This is a genomic window from Gemmobacter nectariphilus DSM 15620, from assembly GCF_000429765.1.
Lineage (GTDB): Bacteria > Pseudomonadota > Alphaproteobacteria > Rhodobacterales > Rhodobacteraceae > Wagnerdoeblera > Wagnerdoeblera nectariphila.
Window position 1 is genome coordinate 129,512 of record NZ_AUCM01000007.1, and the last position, 19,779, is coordinate 149,290.

At 69.4% G+C, this 19,779-nt stretch carries 17 protein-coding genes; 4 read left to right on the top strand and 13 right to left on the bottom strand.

Going from position 1 to position 19,779, the window contains the following annotated elements:
* Window positions 1-67: 67 nt before the first annotated feature.
* Genes G481_RS0108745 through G481_RS0108755 form a run of 3 tightly spaced genes read right to left on the bottom strand, consistent with a single transcriptional unit; the run spans window position 68 to window position 2,682 of the window.
* Window positions 68-871, bottom strand: a complete 804-nt coding sequence (locus G481_RS0108745; protein WP_028029705.1) for a 3-deoxy-manno-octulosonate cytidylyltransferase — start codon at window positions 869-871, stop codon at window positions 68-70.
* A gap of 1 nt (window position 872) precedes the next feature.
* Window positions 873-1,715, bottom strand: coding sequence for a 3-deoxy-8-phosphooctulonate synthase (gene kdsA / locus G481_RS0108750; protein ID WP_028029706.1), 843 nt, complete (start codon window positions 1,713-1,715; stop codon window positions 873-875).
* Between the two features lie 7 nt (window positions 1,716-1,722).
* The gene (locus G481_RS0108755) at window positions 1,723-2,682 is read right to left on the bottom strand and encodes a KpsF/GutQ family sugar-phosphate isomerase (RefSeq protein WP_028029707.1); all 960 of its coding nucleotides are present in this window, start codon (window positions 2,680-2,682) and stop codon (window positions 1,723-1,725) included.
* A gap of 139 nt (window positions 2,683-2,821) precedes the next feature.
* Between G481_RS0108755 and G481_RS0108760 the strand changes: the two genes are divergently transcribed.
* Genes G481_RS0108760 through G481_RS0108770 form a run of 3 tightly spaced genes read left to right on the top strand, consistent with a single transcriptional unit; the run spans window position 2,822 to window position 5,266 of the window.
* Window positions 2,822-3,532 carry an acylneuraminate cytidylyltransferase family protein gene (locus G481_RS0108760; protein ID WP_028029708.1) on the top strand — a complete coding sequence of 237 codons (711 nt, stop codon included), beginning with the start codon at window positions 2,822-2,824 and terminating at the stop codon, window positions 3,530-3,532.
* Window positions 3,525-4,325, top strand: a complete 801-nt coding sequence (locus G481_RS25065) for an SDR family NAD(P)-dependent oxidoreductase (protein WP_051294402.1) — start codon at window positions 3,525-3,527, stop codon at window positions 4,323-4,325. The genes G481_RS0108760 and G481_RS25065 overlap by 8 nt, the downstream gene beginning before the upstream one ends.
* Complete coding sequence (locus G481_RS0108770; protein ID WP_028029709.1) at window positions 4,319-5,266, top strand: Gfo/Idh/MocA family protein; 948 nt, start codon at window positions 4,319-4,321, stop codon at window positions 5,264-5,266. The genes G481_RS25065 and G481_RS0108770 overlap by 7 nt, the downstream gene beginning before the upstream one ends.
* Before the next feature lie 138 nt (window positions 5,267-5,404).
* On the opposite strand, the gene G481_RS0108775 is transcribed toward G481_RS0108770, so the two are convergent.
* The 8 genes from G481_RS0108775 to G481_RS0108810 all read right to left on the bottom strand — a co-directional run bounded on the left by G481_RS0108775 (window position 5,405) and on the right by G481_RS0108810 (window position 18,080).
* Window positions 5,405-6,724, bottom strand: coding sequence for a 3-deoxy-D-manno-octulosonic acid transferase (locus tag G481_RS0108775; RefSeq protein ID WP_051294403.1), 1,320 nt, complete (start codon window positions 6,722-6,724; stop codon window positions 5,405-5,407).
* Window positions 6,721-7,998: a 3-deoxy-D-manno-octulosonic acid transferase gene (locus G481_RS0108780; protein ID WP_051294404.1), complete on the bottom strand. Its 1,278-nt coding sequence runs from the start codon at window positions 7,996-7,998 to the stop codon at window positions 6,721-6,723. Before G481_RS0108780 ends, G481_RS0108775 begins: the two co-directional genes overlap by 4 nt.
* Window positions 7,991-9,112, bottom strand: coding sequence for a UDP-N-acetylglucosamine 2-epimerase (neuC, locus tag G481_RS0108785; protein WP_028029712.1), 1,122 nt, complete (start codon window positions 9,110-9,112; stop codon window positions 7,991-7,993). Before neuC ends, G481_RS0108780 begins: the two co-directional genes overlap by 8 nt.
* Window positions 9,109-9,825, bottom strand: coding sequence for an FkbM family methyltransferase (locus tag G481_RS23290; protein WP_051294405.1), 717 nt, complete (start codon window positions 9,823-9,825; stop codon window positions 9,109-9,111). Before G481_RS23290 ends, neuC begins: the two co-directional genes overlap by 4 nt.
* A gap of 45 nt (window positions 9,826-9,870) precedes the next feature.
* A complete protein-coding gene (locus G481_RS0108795) occupies window positions 9,871-10,950 on the bottom strand; it encodes a hypothetical protein (RefSeq protein WP_154664561.1) in 1,080 nt (359 codons plus the stop codon).
* Window positions 10,947-11,987: an N-acetylneuraminate synthase family protein gene (locus tag G481_RS0108800; protein WP_281171643.1), complete on the bottom strand. Its 1,041-nt coding sequence runs from the start codon at window positions 11,985-11,987 to the stop codon at window positions 10,947-10,949. Before G481_RS0108800 ends, G481_RS0108795 begins: the two co-directional genes overlap by 4 nt.
* Before the next feature lie 69 nt (window positions 11,988-12,056).
* On the bottom strand, window positions 12,057-16,193 hold the full coding sequence (locus G481_RS25070; RefSeq protein ID WP_051294406.1) for a glycosyltransferase family 2 protein: 4,137 nt from the start codon (window positions 16,191-16,193) through the stop codon (window positions 12,057-12,059).
* Between the two features lie 75 nt (window positions 16,194-16,268).
* Window positions 16,269-18,080, bottom strand: coding sequence for a glycosyltransferase family 2 protein (locus tag G481_RS0108810; RefSeq protein WP_028029715.1), 1,812 nt, complete (start codon window positions 18,078-18,080; stop codon window positions 16,269-16,271).
* 252 nt (window positions 18,081-18,332) lie between these two features.
* On the opposite strand from G481_RS0108810, the gene G481_RS0108815 reads away from it, so the two are divergent.
* Entirely contained in the window at window positions 18,333-18,998 is a 666-nt protein-coding gene (locus G481_RS0108815; protein ID WP_028029716.1) for a sulfotransferase family 2 domain-containing protein, read from the top strand.
* A gap of 48 nt (window positions 18,999-19,046) precedes the next feature.
* On the opposite strand, the gene G481_RS23300 is transcribed toward G481_RS0108815, so the two are convergent.
* Both G481_RS23300 and G481_RS0108825 read right to left on the bottom strand, forming a co-directional pair.
* Window positions 19,047-19,427 (bottom strand): DUF4376 domain-containing protein, encoded by a 381-nt coding sequence (locus G481_RS23300; protein ID WP_051294407.1) that lies wholly within the window; start codon window positions 19,425-19,427, stop codon window positions 19,047-19,049.
* Window positions 19,424-19,771 carry a hypothetical protein gene (locus G481_RS0108825; protein ID WP_028029717.1) on the bottom strand — a complete coding sequence of 116 codons (348 nt, stop codon included), beginning with the start codon at window positions 19,769-19,771 and terminating at the stop codon, window positions 19,424-19,426. Before G481_RS0108825 ends, G481_RS23300 begins: the two co-directional genes overlap by 4 nt.
* Window positions 19,772-19,779: the final 8 nt, after the last annotated feature.

A 19,779-nucleotide genomic window follows, 5' to 3' on the forward strand; every position in this document is an offset into this window, starting at 1 on the left:
ACGATCAGGGCCGGTGCGATCCCCCCGCACCGGCCCTGTTGCTGTCTGCCCCCGGTCTGTCTGCCGGTCAGTCCTGCCCGGTGCGGGCCAGATAGCTTTCGATCAGCGGCACGTCCGAAGGGTTGTTCAGCTCCCAGAACACGGCACCCGGCGCCGTCACCTCGACCACGCGCACCGGATGGCCGTTTTCCAGAAAGCGCAGCTGTTCAAGGCCCTCCAGGGTTTCCAGCGGCCCCGGCTCCCAGCTGCGATAGGCCGCCAGCGCGGCGGGGCGATAGGCATAGACCCCGACATGGTGGAACACCGGCACCACGCCATCGACCACACCCTTGCCATTGGTGAAGGGCAGCACCTCTTTCGAGAAATACAGCGCATCGCGGTTTGCGCCAAAGACCACCGTGGTCGCCCCCACCCGGCCGGCGCGGCGGTCGGCCAGCAGGTTGTCCACCACCTCGGCCTCGCAGCGCAGCGCAGGGGTTGCCATGCCGATGGCCGGATCGGCGCGCAGCGCGCCAATCAGCGCGGTCACGAAATGCGGCGGGGTCAGCGGGGCATCGCCTTGCAGGTTGACGACGATCTCGGGGGAAATCCCGGCCCGCTCGATCGCCTCGGCCACCCGTTCGGTGCCATTGCGGCAGGTGTCCGATGTCAGGATCACATCCGCGCCGATGCGGCGTGCCTCGGCCTCGATCCGGGCGTCGTCGGTGGCGACAAAGATCGGGATCTGGCCTTGCGATGCGGCGCGGGCGGCCATCACGCTGCGCTCGATCAGGCTGCGGGGGGTGCCAGAGGCGCCGCGCAATGTCGCCAGCGGCTTGCCGGGATAGCGCGTGCTGGCATAGCGGGCGGGAATGACGATGCAGGCGTCCATCTCAGATCCCCTTGGCCAGCGCATCAAAGGCGCGCAGACGGGCGATCAGCGCGCCCATTTCCGCCAGCGGGATCATGTTCGGCCCGTCACTGGGGGCGCGGTCCGGATCCTCGTGCGTTTCGATGAACAGGGCCGAGACGCCAACCGCACAGGCCGCCCGTGCCAGAACCGGGGCGAACTGCCGCTGCCCGCCGGATGCCCCGCCCAGGCCGCCCGGCTGCTGCACCGAATGGGTGGCGTCGAACACCACCGGCCAGCCGGTTTCGGCCATGGTGGGCAGGCCGCGGAAATCGGTGACCAGGGTGTTATAGCCAAACGAGGTGCCCCGCTCGCACAGCAGGATCCGCTGGTTGCCGGTCGATTCCACCTTGGCGGCAACATGTTTCATGTCCCAGGGCGCAAGGAACTGGCCCTTCTTGATGTTGATGGCCAGCCCGGTTTCCCCGGCCGCCAGCAACAGATCGGTCTGCCGGCACAGAAAGGCCGGGATCTGCAGCACATCCACCGCCTGCGCGGCAATCGCGCAATGGCCCGGTTCATGCACATCGGTCAGCACCGGCACGCCATATTCGGCGCGGATGTCCGACAGGATCCGCAGCCCCGCCTCCATCCCCAGCCCGCGGGTGCCCGACAGGCTGGAACGGTTGGCCTTGTCATAGCTGGCCTTGAAGATCACCCGCGTGCCGGTCGGCGCACAGGCCTCCAGCAGGCCCTCGCAGATCATCCGGGCATGGGCGTGGCTTTCCAGCTGGCAAGGGCCGGAGATCAGCGCGACGGGGGCCTGCCCGCCGATGGCGATATCGCCGATGGTCACGGTTCGGGGGGGCACGGTTTGCGCGGTCATGTCGTCCTCACATCACGCCAAGGCGCAGAAGGTCGTGCAGATGCAGGATGCCGACGGGCACCCCGTCCTGACAGACGATCAGCACGGTGATCTTGTTGCGGTTCAAAAGCGCCAGCGCCTCGGCCGCCAGCATGTCGGGGGCGGCGGTGACGGGGGCGCGGCTGCAGATCTCGCCGGCGCGGCGGTCCATCAGCCCGGCCATGTGGCGGCGCAGGTCGCCATCGCTGACAACACCGGCCAGACGGCCATCGGCCCCCACAACGGCGGCAATGCCGAAGCCCCCGGCGGTCATGGTCAGGATCACCTGCGACATCGGCGCATCCTCGGCCACCAGCGGCAGCCTGTCCGCCCCGTGCATCACCTGACGCACCGGGGTCAGCTGGGCGCCCAGCTTGCCGCCCGGATGAAAGGCGCGGAATTCCTCGGGGCGGAACCGCCGCGCCTCCATCAGGGCGACGGCCAGCGCATCGCCCAGGCCCATCATCAGCGTGGTCGAGGTGGTGGGCGCCATGCCGATGGCGCAGGCCTCGGGCAGGTCGGGAATGGTCAGCCGGAAATCGGCGGCCTGCATCAGCGCGCTGCCCGGATTGCGCGACATGCCGGCCAGCGCAATGCCGAAGCGCGCACAATGGGCCACCATGTCGCGCAATTCCGCCGTCTCGCCGCTGTTCGACAGAAGGATGCACAGATCGCCCGGCATCACCATGCCCAGATCGCCATGGCTGGCTTCGGCCGGATGGACAAAGAACGCGGGCGTGCCGGTCGAGGCCAGGGTCGCGGCAATCTTGCGCGCCACATGCCCCGACTTGCCGATGCCGCCCAGGATCACCCGGCCGGGCAAGGCCAGTATCGCCTCGACACAGGGGCCAAGATCGGCCGGCAGCGCGGCGGCCAGCGCCAGCAGCGCCTCGCCCTCGGTCCGCAGCACGCGGGCGGCGGTGATGCTGTGGTCGTTCGATGCGCTCAAGCCCGATCCCCCTTGCAGGTTGCCCTTACATAAGCCTGCCGCCGCCCCGGCGCCATGGCTTTCCCGCCCCGCGCAGGGTGCTGGAACGCCCCCGGCCAAAGCGGTAGAAGAACGGCAGGGACCACAAGGGAGACAACCGATGATCCTTGGCCATATCGGCGCCCGCAAGGGATCGAAGGGCGTTCCGGGCAAGAACTTCCGCATGCTCTGCGGCAAGCCGCTGATCGACTGGTCGCTCGACCAGCTGCTGGCCAATCCGCGCGTGGGCGCGGTGGTGGTCTCGACGGATGATCCGCAGATCTATGACCATGCGGTGACCAAGGGCGCGCTGAAGATCGGGTTGCGCCCGGCGGACCTGGCGACCGATGCGGCGCCGAAATGGGGCGTGTGGCAACATGCGCTGGCGGCCGGAGAGGCGGTGGCAGGCCAGCCGGTGAGCGCCTTTCTGGATCTTGACTGCACATCGCCCCTGCGGCTGCCCGAGGATATCGACGGCGCGCTTGACCTGTTCTTTGCCGAACGCCCCGACATGGTGATGAGCGTGTGCGAGGCGCGCAAGAACCCCTATTTCAACCTGGTGGAACTGAACGATCAGGGCGGGCTGAAAGTGTCCAAGGAACTGCCCGGCGGCGTCTGGTCGCGCCAGGCCGCGCCCAAGGTCTGGGAACATGCGGCCTCGACCTATGTGGTCGATCCCGATTACCTGCGCCGGGCCAAGACCATCTACGAGGGGCGGGTGATCCCCTTTGAAATGCCGCCCGAACGCTGTGTCGACATCGACACGCCCTTCGATTTCCGGCTGGTGGAATGGATGATGGCCGAGCGCCTGAAAGGAGAACATCATGGCTGACCCCGTATCCGACCTGTCGGGCCGCACGATCTTCATTACCGGATCGGGGGGGGTGCTGGGGTCGACCTATGTGCGGCGGATGCTGGCTGCGGGGGCCCGGGTGATCGGATCGGATCTGCCGGGCGCGCGGGCCGAGGCCTTGCAGGCCGCGCATGAGGGCAATCCGAATTTCCGCTTCTACGATCTGGACGTGTCCGACGAAGATCAGGTGACGGGCATCTTCGCCCGCATCCTGGCCGATGGCTGGCAGCCCAATGTGGTCTTGAACAATGCCGCGATCACCGGCGAGTTGCTGATGGGCGCGGGCAAGCCGTTTCCGGATTTTGCCGATATCTCGGTCAGCGACTGGGAACGCACCATGCGCACCAACCTGACCGCGCCCTTCATGGTGGCGCGGCAGATGGACCGCGACATCGTCGGCAAATGGCCGTGCACGCTGATCAACGTGGCATCCATGTATGCGCTGAACGGGGCGCATCACAAAATCTATGACGGGATGCCGTTCAAGAATTTCTCGGCCTATGGGGTCAGCAAGGCGGGGATTCACGGGCTGACGGTCTGGCTGGCGGGCTATTGGGCGGCGCGGGGGGCGACGGTCAACACGATCGCGCCGGGGGCGGTGTTCAATAACCATTCCGAGGAATTCCAGCGCCGGGTGGGCGAACTCATCATGGCGGGCCGGATGGCGAAACCCGATGAAATCGCCGATGCCATGCTGTTCCTGTCCAGCCCCGCCGCCGGCTACATGACCGGCCAGCTGATCAACGTGGATGGCGGTTTCTCGGCATGGTGATGCCTGAGGGCGTGATCGCCGTCATCGGCGCCGGATCCATCGGCAAGCGCCATGCCGGCAATCTGGCGGCGCTGGGGGCGCGGGTGGAATTGCTGCCCTGGCGCAGCCTTGACCGGGCGGCGCTGGCGGCGCGTGACGATATTGCCGCCATGGTCATCGCCACCGAAACCCCGATCCGGCTGGAGCTGATAAGGCTCTGTTCGGCCAGAAACTGGCCGTTCTATGCCGAAAAGCCGCTGGCCTGGCGGGTGGATCAGGCACGCGCGATCCATGCCGCCGCCGCCCCGGTGGCCGCCCGGTCCATGGTCGGCTTCATGATGCGCTGGCATCCGGTGGTGCGGGCGCTGGCGGCGATGGATCTGTCGGACACCTTCCGCATCCATGCCGAGATCGGCCACGATGTGCGGCAATGGCGCGCCAACTGGCGGTTCGCCGACAGCTATGCCGCGCGGGCCGAAGGCGGCGGGGTGCTGCTGGATCTGTGCCACGAGGTCGATCTGGTGCAGGCGCTGTTTGCGGGGCTGCGGCTGCACGATGTGCGGTCCCTGGGCCATGCGGGCTTTCCGGGGGTGGATTTCGCGACCAGCCTGCATGTCACCACGCCCACGGGCGCGGCGGGGCGGATCGCGATGGATTACCTCTCGCCGGTTTTCGTGCGGCGGCTGGTGATTTCCGGCCTGACCCGGCGGATCGAGGCCGATCTTCTGGCCTCGCGCCTGACCATCCTGACCGGAGAGGGCCAGGGGGTGCAGGACTTCCCCTTCGAGCGCAACGACATGTTCTTGTCCGCCATGCGCGAGTTTCTGGTGCTGGCGGCCGGCGAGGCGCTGCCCGAGGATCCCTTGCGCCCGCGCTTTGACCGGATGGAAGCGTCCAGCCTGCTGATTGCCAGCGCCTGGGAGGCGCGCCGGTTCGAGGGTGCCACCGCGATGGCGATCTAGGCGGGGGCAGCGCCTGGCCCCGGCGTTTTTGGGTATTTGGAAAAAGGCAAAGCAGGGGGCGGGGCGCTTTTCGGCTGCGGGGCAGGGGAGCCTTTGGCGGGGTCCTAGGTGCCCAGCCCCGAGGGTCGGCCGGGGCGCCTAGCTTGCCGCCTGCGCCCGTGCCAGAACCTCGGGCAGCGCGGCCAGTGTGCGTTCTGCCCCGCCGGCATGGGCGGCGAAAAACGCGGCGATCTGCGCGGGATCAGGCTCGAAACCGCCGATCAGAGCCTGTTCCAGCCCTGCGGCATCGGGGACGGACCGGGCAACGCCGGCCGCCTCGGCCTCGGCAAAGGGGTATTCGATGGGCCAGGTCACCGGGCCGGTCAGCACGGGTTTGCCCATGGCCAGCGGCTCGATGATGTTATGGGCGCCCGCCGGGGTGAAGCCGCCGCCGACCACCACCAGATCGGCCATGGCAAGGTAGCCATACATCTCGCCCAGGGTATCGCCCAGAAACACATCGGGGGTTTGCGGGGCCGCGCCCCAGCTGGCCGGATCAAAGGCCGGGCCCAGGCTGGAGCGGCGCAGCACCGACAGGCCCGCCCCGCGCAAGGTGGCGGCGACCTCGTCGAACCGCTCGGGGCGGCGGGGGACATAGGCGATCAGCGGCGCAGGCAGGCCATGGGCGGCATGATGGACGCGCAAGGCATGGATGGCCTGAAGGTAGGTGTCATCCTCGCCTTCGACGGCGCTGGCGATGGTGATGACGCGGGCGGGCGCCCCGATCCAGCGCCGCGCCGCAAGGCCGGCCGATACCAGCGCCTGCGGGATCGGCTGGTCGAAACGCAATTCCCCGGTCACCGCGATGTTGCGCACCCCGGCCGCGGCGAAACGGTCGGCCTGCATGTCCGATTTCACCAGCGCCCCGGCAAAGCCGCGCATCACCTGGCGGCGCAGTTGCAGGCCCCGCGCGTCCCGCGCCATGGAGCGGCGGGGGTATTGCGCATTGCACATGAACAGCGGCACCCCGGCCGCGCGGGCGGCAAAGACCATGCGCGGCCAGATCTCGATTTCCATCACCAGCCCATAGCGGGGCCGAAAGGCGCGGAAAAAGCCGCGATACGCCCATTGGGTTTCCAGCGGGACCCAGACCGCCTGCACCCGGCCTGCGGCGATTTCGGGGGCAAAGACCCGCTCGGTCTCGCCCCGGCCGGCGGGGGTGAAATGGGTGACGACGACCCGGTCCCCGCGCGCCAGCAGCGCGCGGATCAGCGGCACGACCGAGCGCAGCTCGCCAAGGCTGACGGCATGGACCCAGACCGCGCCGGGCATCGGCCGGGGGTAGCGGCCAAAGCGTTCGGCCAGATGCGCGCCATAGGCCGGATCCCGGCGGGCGCGGCGGCGCAGATAGATCAGGATCAGCGGCAGCCCGGCGGTCCAGAGCGCCGACCAGAGCCAGAGGAACAGGCGCAGGGTCATGGATGCCTCGTCAGGGCCAGAAGGTCGGCGGCGAGCGGTGCAAGGCTGCCCTGCGCCGCTGCAACCAGTGCGCGGGCGCGGGCGGCCATGGCGGGCAGGCCGGGGTCTTGCAGGGCGGCGGCCAATTCGCCGGGCGCGACCCGGCGGGCGGCCTGCGCCTGGTCCAGCCGGGCATAATCGGCGGCGAAATTGCCCACATCCGGCCCGTGCAGCACCGCCGTATCCAGCGCTGCCGCCTCCCACGGGTTATGCCCGCCGATCACATCGAACCCGCCGCCGACCAGCGCGGTATCGGCCAGCCGATACCACAGGCCCAGTTCGCCGAAGCTGTCGGCCAGCCAGACCCGGGTTTGCGGCCCCGGCAGATCGCTCTGGCTGCGGCGCACGAAGGGCAGCCCGCGCGCGGCCAGATCTGCCGCGATCTGATCCGCCCGGCCAATGTCGCGCGGGGCCAGGATCAGCAGCCGGTCCGGCAAGGCGGCGGCCAGCGCCTCGGCCTCGTCGCCCGGATGGGTCGAGGCGGCGACCCAGATCTTGCGGCCCTCAAGCGCCGCGCGCAGGCGGGCAAGTTCGGCCAGATCGACCGACAGCGGCGGCGCGGCGGGTTTCAGCGATCCGCCAATGCGCACGCCTTGCGCCCCCAGATCGGCCAGCCGGTCCGCCGTGCCCTGGTCCTGCGCCAGGACAAGGGCAAAGCGCGCCAGCAGATCGGCATAAAGCCCCCGGACACGGGCACGCCGGGCATGGCTGGCTGCGGTGATCCGGGCGTTCACCATGGCCAGCGGGATGGCGCGCGCATGGGCGGCAACCACGGCACCAGGCCAGATTTCCTGTTCCGCCCAGACCGACAGCACGGGGCGCCAGTGATCAAGGAACCGGGCCACATAGCGCGGCGCATCCAGCGGCAGGAACTGGTGGCGGGTGCGGGGCGGCAGGTTGGCCGCCATCACAAGCGCCGAGGACCGCGCGGTCGAGGTCACCAGAAACTCGGCATCGGGGGCCTGCGCGGCCATTTCCGCGATCAGCCCGCGCAGGGCCAGCACCTCGCCCAGCCCCACGGCATGCAGCCAGATCACCGGGGCCTCGGGGCGGGGCTGCGAAGGTTCCCCCAGTTTCTCGCGCCAGCGGGCCGGGTCTTCCTTGCCGCGCGCCAGGCGGCGGCGCAGGACAGTCGGGGCAATCAGCGGCAGCGCGCGGGCGGCCAGCAGATAGCCGCGCAGCAAAAGGCCCTTGGGGGCCCGATCAACCGCCCGGTCAGCCCGCCCGTCAGCCAATGTCCTGAAAGGCCTTTTGCAGGCCCCGCCCCCAGAAGTCCGGATCGGCCAGCACGGCGGCAAAGCGGTCGGCGGCCCGCCCCTCGCCAAAGCCCTTGTGCGGCGGGTGGCGGCGCCCCCATTCGCGGGACAGGAAGGCGGCAATCGCCGCCCCGTCCGCTGCCGCGCAGGCGGTGACGGACCCGGCCTCGGCCCGGTTGCTTTGCCGTGTGCCGATGTCCAGCGAGGGGACGCCGAGGAACGGCGCCTCGCGCACCCCGGCGCTGGAATTGCCCACCACGCAGGCGGCATGTTTCATCAGCTCGGAGAAATGCGCGAACCGCATCGAGGGCAGCACCCGGAACCGATCTTGCGGCAAGGCGCCGATCACCGCGAAGATCCCCTCGGATCCGGGGTCGTTGTTCGGCGCGATCACCACGAAATTGCGCCCTGACGCCTCCAGCGCACCGAACAGATCGGCGGCCTGTTGCCCCATCGTGGCCTGTTCGGATGTCACCGGGTGAAAGGTTGCGATCCCGTAATCGGCAAAGGGAATGCCATAGCGCGCCCGCACCTCATCCAGCGTGACCCCCGAGGGGCCGGCGTGGAAATCGAGTTCCGGCGAGCCGATGACATGGATCGACCCTTCGGGTTCCCCCAGCGCCATCACCCGCCGCTTTGCGGCCTCCGAGGACACGAAATGATGCGTGCACAGCTTGGTGTTGCAGTGACGGAACACTTCGTCGATGGTGCCCGAGACCTCGCCGCCCTCGACATGGGCGGAACGGATATAGTTGGTGGCAGCCACCAGCGATCCGGCCAGCGCCTCGATCCGGTCGCCGTGGATCACCACCAGATCGGGGCGGTTCTCGGCCAGATAGTCCGACAGGCCGGTGACGGTTTTCGCCAGCACGATATCCTGCGGATCGCCCATGCGCTGGTTGAGGAATTCATGCGTCGCGGTGCCGGGCATGCGGCGCACCTCGTTCACGGTCAGCCCGTAGCGGTCCATCATGTGCATTCCGGTGACAAAGAACGTCACCCGGTGGCCCGCATCGCGGGCCGCCGCCGCCAGCGGTTCCAGCTTGCCGAAATCGGCGCGCGTGCCGGTCAGGAACAGCAGCTGGCGGGTCATGGCGCATCGACCCGCTCAAAGGCGACCACGGTTTCGAAGGATTGTTCCACCACCGGCACCAGCCCGGCATCAAGAAAGGCGTCAAAGATCCGCGCCATGCCCGTGCGGCTGACAATATGGGGATGCAGCTCGATCACCGCCGCGCGCAGCCCCGCCATGGGCAGGATCGGGATCAGCTCTTCCTCGGCCCCTTCGATGTCGCAGACCAGCAGATCGGGGCGCACCTCGGCCATGACCGCTGCCGGGTCATGCACGGGCACATCGACCTCGGCCATGTCGGCGGATGCCGCGACCAGCGAGCTTTCGGTGAAATGCCGGTGCAGGCGAAAGCGCCGGGTCGCGCCCTGATCCAGCGGCGCGACGATGGCCGAACGCACCTCGACATTGGTGATGCCGTTCGCCTGATGCAGCCGCTCGATCGCCGGGCGCATGTCCGGGTTGGCCTCGTAGCTGACAAAGCGCGCCGCAGGATGGCGCCTGGCCATCACGCCCGAAACCAGCCCCATGCCCAGACCCAGTTCCAGCACCCGATCCTGGGGACGCATCAACGCCGACAGCGCGCGCAGTTCGGGCCATTCGTAATCGCCGCGCCAGACGTGCTTCCACACCGGCTTGCTGACATGGGCGCCCCGGATCGGCACCCGCAGCCCGTGAAAGGGCAACGTCGTCCAGAACCGGCGGAACGGATAGGTCAGGCTGGCTGTCTGCTTCATCCATGGCTCCGTCGCAGCTCGCGGCACCGCATGGTCATGCGGCAATCAGGCGTCTTTCGCAACCCGCGCGTCCAGTTCTGCCAGAATGGCCGGTTCGGGTGCGGGGATGGCCCCGGCCCGCACCCCGGCCAGAAAGGCCCGGCGCCAGGATTGCGCCACCCGATCACCTGATCGCTTCAGGAACGGATAGCCCAGACCCGTGCGGGCCGCGACAGGGAACAGGCTGTAGAACTGCCCGCGCGGCAAGGTCCGGTCGATCAGGGCCAGCGCCTCGGCGCGCCAGCCAGGTTCGTGCGACCGCGCCGCCAGATCTGCGGCCGCCGCCGCATCCTGCGGGCCTGGCCAGGCGGCAAAGCGCAGCACCTGTGCCAGATGGTCGTCGTCAAGCGTCTCCAGCCCCGCCCGAAAGGCCGCCTCGTCAAAGGCCGGCACCAGCCGCAGCCCGCCCGCGATCAGCGCCGCGCTGTGGCCCCGCTCGCCCCGGCGGATGACCTTGTATTTGTTCGACGTCAGCCGCAGCCGCTGCCAGTAGCTGCGAAAGGCCGGGCTTTGCAGCGCATGGCGCCCGATCAGATAGCAATAGGATTCGAGGAACCGCTCGTCCCCCCGGACCCGCAGGATGGACCCCGCCACATCGCCGCCCGCCGCCTGCAACCGCGCCACCAGCGCGCCGGCATCGTTGTCCAGCAGCCAGACGCTGTCATTGAGGATCAGCAGACGGTCCGGCCTCAGGTTCCAGTGCCACAAGAGCCGGATCCCGTCGCGGTAGCCGCCGAAATCATGGCCGATGTTCGGCCGTTCGACCAGGTGCCAGACATGGGGGGCCAGCCGGGCCTGCGCGGCCGCATCCAGCGGCGCATTCGACACCACCAGCGGGGCAAAACCGGCGGCGACCAGGCTGCGGCACAGGTTGACCGTGCTGTCGGGCAGCACCGGGCGCGGATAGATCAGCACCAGCGCCACATCGCCCGAAGGCGCCGCCTGGCCCGGCCGGATCGTCAGATCCGCCGGAAAGCGGCGGTCATAGCGGCCATAGGCCAGCGGCTCCCAGATCGCCTCGGGGATCGCGCGCAACTGCTGGCCCAGCCGGGCCAGTTCGCGCTTGACCTTCCAGCTGGGGATCACCCCAGATCCCCCCATTTCAGCTGGGTATTCCGCGTCACCGCACGGGTCAGGCGCTTGCCGACCACCTTGTCGAAATCATAGGCCGGGATTTCCCCCGATCCGGGGCGGCGGGCCCAGATGTCCTGCTCGCGGATCACATGGCCCTCGGGCAGGTCGGCATCGGCCACCACCGATCCGCGGGCAAAGCGGTAAACATCTTCTTCGGGCGCGGTGCGCTGTTTGGGGTTGTTCGCCGCAATCCAGATCTCGCGCGAGCGGTCGATCAGATGGCGCAGTTCCGACGGGTCCATCGAATTGATGATGTCCGGCCCCTTGCGATAGCGCGTGTCGGTATAGTGCCGCTCCAGGATACAGGCCCCCAGCGCCACGCTGGCCAGCGCCATTTCCGGCCCGATGGAATGGTCGGAAAACCCGACGACCGCCTTCGGGAAGGCCGCCTTCAGATCGGTCACGCCGCGCAAGGATACGATCTCGGGCGGGCTGGGATAGAGGTTGGTGCATTCCAGCAGCGCATAGGGCACGCCCGCATCTTCCAGGATCTGCACGCTGGCGCGGATCGTCTCGATGGTCTGCATGCCGGTGGACAGGATCACCGGCTTGCCCTTGCGGGCGATATGGCGGATCAGCGGCAGGTTGTCGGCCTCTCCCGACCCGATCTTGTAGGCGGGCACATCCAGCGTTTCCAGATAATCGGCCGCCGCGCGGGAAAACGGGGTGGAAATCCAGATCATCCCCAAGCTTTCGGTATAGCGCTTCAGCTCGGCTTCCTCATCAAGGCTCAGCGCGCAGCCCGCCATCACATCCCAGATCGAGACATCGGCATTGGGCGGAAAGATCGCCTTGGCCTCGTCGGTCATCTCGTCTTCCAGGATATGGGTCTGGTGCTTGACCATCTCGCAGCCCGACAGGGCCGCAAGGCGCACCATCTCCTTGGCGACGGCCAGATCCCCGCCATGGTTGATGCCGATTTCGGCAATGACCAGCGGCGGATGATCGGGGCCGATCTGGCGACCGGCGATGGTGATGGAATTGGCCACGGGTCGTCCTCGTCTGGCTGGGGTGGTTTTCTCTGGCTACACGAGGGGCAGGGGAACAATCAACGCCGCTCAGGCCCCCGGTGCCCGGCCGGTGGCGAACAGTTGCCGCACAAAGGCGCTGTCGGTCCAGCCGACCGAAACGGCCGGGTCAAAGATCGTCTCGCGCCCTTCGGACACCAGCGCCAGATATTTGCGGTATTCCTCGGCATCGTTGAAATGCTGGCGGCGGGCAACCTCGGCCTCGGCCTTGGCGCGGAAGGCGGCGGTGTATTTGAAATGCGCCAGCAACATCTCGCGCCGGGCCAGCCGGGTGCCGGCGACATAATGCAGCCCTTCGGTCAGCCGCATCCAGGGCCGATAGCGCAACAGCGCCAGCTTTTGCGCCACGAACAGTTCGGGCCGCGATCCGGGGATCAGCCGGTGGCGCAGGCCGCTGGTCCAGGTGGGCTGGTCGGAAAACGGCCCGCGCGCGGCCGATGTGGTCAGGAAGGGTTCGGCATCGGTGCAGCCGGCTTCGGCAAAGGGACTGCCCGCAAAGGTCGCCCCCGACAGCGGCCCCTGCGGATACATGTCCAGCATGTAAAGCCGCACGGCATCGGCACCGGCGAAATCCGGCCCCGCCAGCAGCCCCGGCAGATCACCCCCGGCGGTGTCGTCCCAGACCAGCAATTCGTCAGCATCGGCGACCAGCGTCCAGGCGCCGGGGCGGAACGCGGCCAGCAGCGCCTCTTGCCAGGCGACGCCATACATGGACTTGCCATAGGGCGTGTCGACCGAGAACAGCGCCACATCGGGCTGGTCCAGCAGGTAATCCAGCGATCCATCGTCCGAGCCGTTATCGGCGATCAGAAAGCCGCCAACCCCCAGCGCGCGATAATGCGCCAGGAAATGCGGCAGCATGAACATCTCGTTGCGCATGCAGGCCACCACGGCGACCGGCGCGGCGGCCACCTGGCGCAGCCGGTCCTGCGGGCTGACCAGATCGAGCGCATTCGATCCCGCGCCGAACCGCAGGGTCTGGAAGCTGGGCCAGATCTTGCCGCGCCGGGGCACCGGCAGGGCCGCTGCGGCGCGGACCTCGGGCTGGGTCAGATGGGTGTCCAGATGAGCAATGGCGATGCCTGCGCCGGCAAAGGGGCGCGGGCCGTTTTCCCATTGCGGCACCGTCACCCCCGAAGGGCCGGCCCGGCGTTCCACCGCCACGCGCCAGCCCTGGCCCTGGACCCGCACCCCGCCAAGCGCCAGCAGATCGCCCAGCATCTTGTCTTCCATGAAGGACAGCCGGATCAGGCGCTGGCCTTCGGGGCTGTCTGCCATGTCCAGCGCAGTGGCCATGGCCCGGCGGCTGAGCACATAGCCCGATCCCCCGTCGGCATAGCTGGAGGGTTCGGGGGATTTGTCCAGTTCCATCCGGCCGCGGGGGCTGGCGGCCTTGGCCTGGTGCCAGGCGCGGTCCATCTGGCCACGCACCCGGCTGAGCGGGCGGCCCAGATAGTCGAACTTCAGATGCTGCAGGCTGGCGAACAGCGTCTCGACATCGACAAAGCAGTCGTCGTCGATCTTCATCACCCGGGCAAAGGGCGTATGGTCATGGACCCAGCGGATCATCGCCAGCGTCTTTTGCGGCAGGCCCTCGTAATCGTCGGGGGCATCCAGAAAGACGACATCGCCTTGCCGGGTTCCGGCCTCGGCGGGGCTGGCGCCGCCGACGACCACGACATAGGGAATGCCATGGGCGGCAAGATCGGACAACCAACCCGAACGCAAGGTCGGAATCCGGGTTTCCAGATAGGGCCGGCAGGAAAACACCACCACCAGCAGATCGTGCAAGGGCGAGCGGTCGGGCCAGGGCTGCGCGGTTGCCGGCAGCGCCGGGCTGCGCGCGGGGCCGGACAGGGCCGCCAGCACCCGGGCCAGCGCCCCCGGCAGCGGGGCGGGGCGCGCGGCCAGCCGGGCGCGCACGGCGACCAGCGCGGGCGCGGCATCGCGTTGCTGGCGTTCCGCAGCCGGCGTCGCGGCAGCCAGTGCAATCAGCCCGTCGGCCAGCCGGTCGGCGGCGGCGGTGCAGTCGGCCGGGCCATCGGCCAGCGCCTCCAGCACGGTCAGCCCCAGCCCCAGCCCCAGCCAGCCCCCCCGCGCCGAACACAGCGGCGCCAGATCGGCGATCAGCCCGTCCAGCAGATCGGGGGCACGGCCGGCCGCCGCATCGGCCAGCACGGGCGGCAGGCGGCGCGCCAGATCTTCCTGCAAGCGGATATGCGGCGCTTCGGGCACGCCGTCCCAGGCCGGGGGCACCGCCTGGGCCGCCAGATGCCGCAGCGCGGGATCCTCGGGGGCGGCCAGCCGGTCATCGGGAAAGATCAGATGGCGCAGCAGCGCCGCGCCCGGATCGGTCCCCGCCTGGCGCAGGCTGGCCAGATCGGGCGCCTGACCGGGGGCCAGCGGCACCTCGGCGGGGCCCATCAGGATACGGCGAAAGCGCGCCGCCTCGGGGTTGCGATACCAGGTGAACAGCGCCAGCGCGCGGGCCATGCCGGCACGGTCCTGCGGGCCGGTCCCGGTCAGCTGATCCACCAGCAGGGCACAGGCCGCCTGGCCTTCGGCCAGCAAGGGATCGTCGGGCAGGCCGGCCGCAGCAAGCCCGGCCCAGAAGGCCGGGTCCAGCCCGTAGACTCGCAGCGCGAAATCGCGCAGGGGCGCGCGCAACCAACCCGGCCCGCGGTCGGCCCCGGCGAGCAGCCGCACCGAAACCCCGCGCAGCGCCGCGCAAGGCGTCCGCCCGGCATAGATTTCCGACTGAGCATTCAGAAACCCGATCCAGGCATAGACGATATCCTCGGCCAGCTTTTCCGGCAGATCGGGCCGATCCAGCGCCATGGCCACCGCCGCGGCGATGGTGGGCGTCACCAGCCAGCCGGGCCGCGTCTCGGCCAGCCACCACAAAAGCGTGGGGATCTCCTCTGGCCGCCCGGCGCAGACCAGAAAGGGCATCAGGACCGAATTGGTCCAGCGGTCGGTGCCCCAGGGGCGGGTCTCGAAGCTGACGCCTGCGGCACAGGCCGTCTGCCACAGGGTGGCAAAGGCACCCTGCAGGCAGAAGGGTTCGGCAAGACGCAGGAACAGCCGTTCCGCATCGGCCCTGGCCGGAAGATCGGCCAGCAGCGCGGACAGCAGCTTTGCCGGATCGGCGGGCGGATCCGCGCGCAGCCCCTGGGCCAGGGCGCGGACCAGCGCATCCTCGGCCACCATGCCTGGCGGCTGGGCCAGCGCGGGCAGCAATACCGGGGCCTGAAGGGTGGCGGGCAGCCCCTCGGCCAGAAAGGCGGTCAGGCCAAAGCGCGCGGCCGCCTGCCACAGCGCCGCCTGCACCTGCGGAGGCAGATCCGGCATGACCTTTGAGAAGCGGGTATGTTCCACCGCCTGCAAGGCGGCCAGATCGTCATGGTCCATCCGCTCGCCGGACGACAGCCGGTCCAGCGCCTTGCGCAGATCGTCCCGCGTCAGCGTCAGCCCCGCGCCCACCGGCGTGCCCTGGGCGTCGGCCAGCCGCAGCATGACCGGCGCCCCCGGATCTGCGCCTTGCCAGATGCGCCCTGGCAGCAGCGCGCCCGCCCGCCCCCCGTCACCAGGCAAGGCGGTCATCACAAGCGCCTCTGGCGCCGCGCCGGGCAGGCAGACGCGCGTTCCGCCTGGAACCGGGGCGATCAGCTCGAAGCGGTCGGTCAGGACAAGCCCGCCAGGATCGCTGCGCAGGATGTGGCGCGCAGCGCCCCCGGCCTGGTCCCCCGTCGCGCGCAAGCGCAGGCTTTCGGGCAAGATCCCGCCCTCGACGGTGACATGGGCAATGCGGTCCAGCCCCGGAAAGCCGCGCCGCAAGAACAGCCGCCCGTTGCGGTCGGGGCGCGGAAAGCGGTCGAAGACCGCGATGCGCGTGCCATCCAGCCAGACCGAGACCGCGCCGGTCTGAAACCGCACCTCGACCGTGCCGCCAACCGGGTCGATCGCATGATCCAGCACGATTTCCCGCCGCCAGCCGGCCGCATCGCGCCGGTTGACCACCACGCGGTTTTCCAGCGGGCGCAGCGACAGGTGAAAGGGAACCGTGGCCCAGTCGGCATCGTGGAAGTTCAGATTGGCGACCTGATGAAAGGTGTAATCGGTGCGGCAGAAAAGGCTGGACCCGTTTTCCGGGCGAAAGTCGATCATCGGAACGGACCTGTATCTTGAAAAGGCGGCAGCCCCGTTATGGTCGCAGGCGCAGCATGATGCAATCGGGGCCCGTCAGCCAACCAGCCCCAGCAGGCGCCGCATCCGGGGCGTGATCGACGGGTCAACCGCCCCCGCCCCCCGCGCCAGACCCGCGCGGCCCAGCATCGCCCGTGCCGCCAGCAGCCACAGCGCCAGCCGCAGCCAGGACCCTGGCGGGCGCAGATCGAGGCCCATGCGCAGGGCGCGCAGGGCCGTGCGCCGGGGGTCGGCCCCGGCAAGGGCGGGGCTGTCCAGCGCCGCCAGTATCGCCCCGGGCGCGGGCAAGGGCCGCGGGGCCGGCTGGGCCCCGGGAAAATCCACCCAGACCGGGCGGCGGATCAGCCCGGCCAGACATCGCATGGCGGCCTCGTCGTCCAGCGGGGCGGCGGCGGCAATCGCCGTCGCATCGGCCAGCATCCGGCGGGCCGGACCGGGGGCCAGAAACTTGGCCGCAAGCAAGGGGTGATAGGGCTGCGCCCCCGGCCGCGCGGGGGCCAGAACCTGCCCTGGCGCCAAGGGCCCTGCCAGCCCCGCCGGATCGGCCCAGCCATCGCGGTAGCTGCCATCGCCTGGCCCGCGAAAGGCCGAGACCACCAGATCCGCGCCCTGCCCCAGCGCCGCATCGGCCCAGTGGCGCAAGGCGATGGGCTCTGCCCCGTCGCCGGCCCGCCACAGCACCAGCCCCGCCCCCCGTGCCAGCGCCGCCCCCGCAGCCCAGGCGGCCCAGGGGTCGGCCGGGGCCGTCACCGCCTGCACCTGCCGGCCCGGACAGGTCGCCCTTGCGGCCATGGCCAGCGCCTCGGCCCCGGGTCCGGCCAGCACGATGTCCAGGCCCGCGATATCCTGGGCCGCCAGCGCGGCCAGACTGGCCCCCGCATCGCCCCCGTCCAGCGCCAGCACCACGCTGGCCGGCACCTTGCCCGCCAGCACACGCGCCAGCGAAGGGGACTGTGCCGGATCGAAGGTCAGGCCATGGCGGTCCAGATACTGCCGCGCCGCCGCCAGCCAGCGATCGCGCCGCCCGGCATCGCGCAGCACCGGGGCGCGTTCGGCCATGAGCCGCGCCGCCAGCCGGGCAAAGGCCGCCTGCCCCCCCGGCAGCCCGCCCGGCGCCGTCATCAGGCCCTGCAACGCATCCAGCACCGGAAACTGGTCAAAGACCCGTTCGCTGTCGGTAGCGGTGATCTGGCCATGCCGGCCGCGGGTCTGCAGATAAAGCGGCTCGGGCAGGTGCAGCAGATGCCCGGCCCGGCCTGCCAGGTCCAGATAGAAGGCATGGTCCTCGAACCACAGCCCTTCGGCAAAGCGGGTCGCACCGATCAGATCGCGCCGATACAGCTTGTTCCAGGCCGAGGGGTAATGCGCGATCACCGACTCCCAGTCGGCCAGCGGCCAGCGCCGGGGCGCATCGGGCATCGGCGCCCCGTGGATCGCCGGATGCACCGTCTGCCGCCCGTCTGGCCAGCAATCGGCCACCGCACAGGCCACCCAGGGGCCACCATCGGCCCGCAATGCGGCCAGCATCCGCGACAGGAAGCCCGGATCAAGCCGGTCGTCGCCATCGAGAAAGGCAATGAAGTCTGCCCGCGCCAGCGCCAGCCCCGCATTGCGCGCCGCCGACAGCCCGCGGTTGTCCTGCCGGATCAGGCGAAAGCGCGGATCCTCCCCGATCGCCTCGCCCGCGATCCGGGCCGACCCGTCGGTCGAGCCATCGTCGATCACGATGGCCTCGAAGCCGGGAAAATCCTGCGCCCGCAGGCTGGCAATCGCCGCCCCGACATGGGCGGCGACATCATGCACGGGCACGATGACGGAAACGGCAGGCTGGTCGCGGTCCGGCGGCATCCGATGGTTTTCGGCCAGCCGGCGCCCGGCGTAAAGGGGGTCCGGGGCATCATCGCCCGGACGCGCCGCAAGGGGGGCGCATCAGGCCTTGCCAGAAGGGCCGGATGCGCAGCCGGCCCATGCCCCGAACACAGGCAGGACAGGGCCTGTCACCCTGGCGGATTCAGCCGCAATGACCGGCGGCTAAGGATTTGCACTGCCCCACCTGCGGTGCTATTCGACATGGCATATTTGCGACCGGATCGGACAGACATGCTTATCAGCGTAGAGAAACGTTTCGTTTTCATCGCCAACACGAAGACGGCCTCCACCTCGATCGAGCATATCCTGATCCCCTATTGCGAGGTGTTCCGCTCCGGGACGCCGCAGCGCAAGCATATCACGCTGCACGAAACCATTCAGAATTACCGCTTCCTGTTCGGCCAGCCCAACCATGTGCCGAACCGCTATTTCAAGTTCGGCGTGATGCGCGAGCCGCTGGACTGGATCGGATCGTGGTATCGCTACCGCAAGGGCAACCAGGTGCAAAGCCCCTTGCCGGCCCGCATGACCTTTGCCGATTTCTGGGCCGCCAAGGACTGGAACATCCTGCTCAAGAATAACGAGCCGAACCTGCAGCGGCGCATGTTCGTCGGGCCCAAGGGCGGGGTAATCGCCGATGTGATCATCCCCTATCACCGCCTGGACGAGATGCTGCGCGAGATCCTCGGCCTGCTGCGCATCCCCTATGATCTGCCGCGGGAAAATGTCAGCAAGATCGTGACGCCGCCGGACATCCCCCAGGAGATGCTGCCAGAGCTGCAGGAGTTCTACGCGGCAGACTATGCCCTGTGGAACAGGCTGGACGAGATCAACGCCAAGGGCATGGAAAAGCTGCGGGCGCTGCGGGCCGCGGCGCCTGCGCCCAAAAAGGCGTGATCCCCCTGCCCGGGGTTCAGCCGGGCTGACCAGCCCCTGCCTGCAAGGTCACGGCCAGCCGGTGTCGATATCGACAGTCCCGCCTGCCTCCAGATCGGCCAGCAACACCGCCTCGCGGTCGAAACACGCCTGGACATGGGCGCGGATCGCCGTGGCCAGCCCGATCACCTGCGGCGCGCTCAGGGTGACGAACCCGCTCGCCGTTTTCCACTGGACCGAATAGCCGGGGTCCAGCATCGCCGCGACAGCCGCGCCCATCACGCGGGACTGGCTTTGATCGTCGGTCGCCACGCTCACGCCGCCGACGGTGATGCCCGATGCGATGGCCACGTCGCGGCGCGCCTTGACGGCCGCGCGCCGTGCAGCGGCGGCCTCGGCGGCCTTGGCCTCGGCGGTGATCAGTTGCGACAGGTCGATGGCAATGGTCATTCGGCGGCCTCCTGAATAGCCGGTTCCTCGGGCGCCCAGCAGGGCAGCGTGACGGGTCCGTCGCCAGTAAGGGTCAGCGGCGCCGGATGCGTCACGGCCCGCGCCTCGGGCGGGGCCGGATCGGGGATGGCCCCGTGCGGCAACAGCAGCGTCAGATGCAGCGCGCCGCCCGTGCGGGTGATCGGCCCGGCGATCCAGTCGCAGGCCACGGCCCCGGCTGGCAGGGTGGCGCCCTCGGGGATGGCGGACAGATCCAGCGCAGCGCCGTTGATCGTCAGCACGTCGCCCGCGCGGTGCAGGCTCAGCGCCGCGTCCGAGCGGATGGGGGACAGGGTGATGTGCATGTGGGATC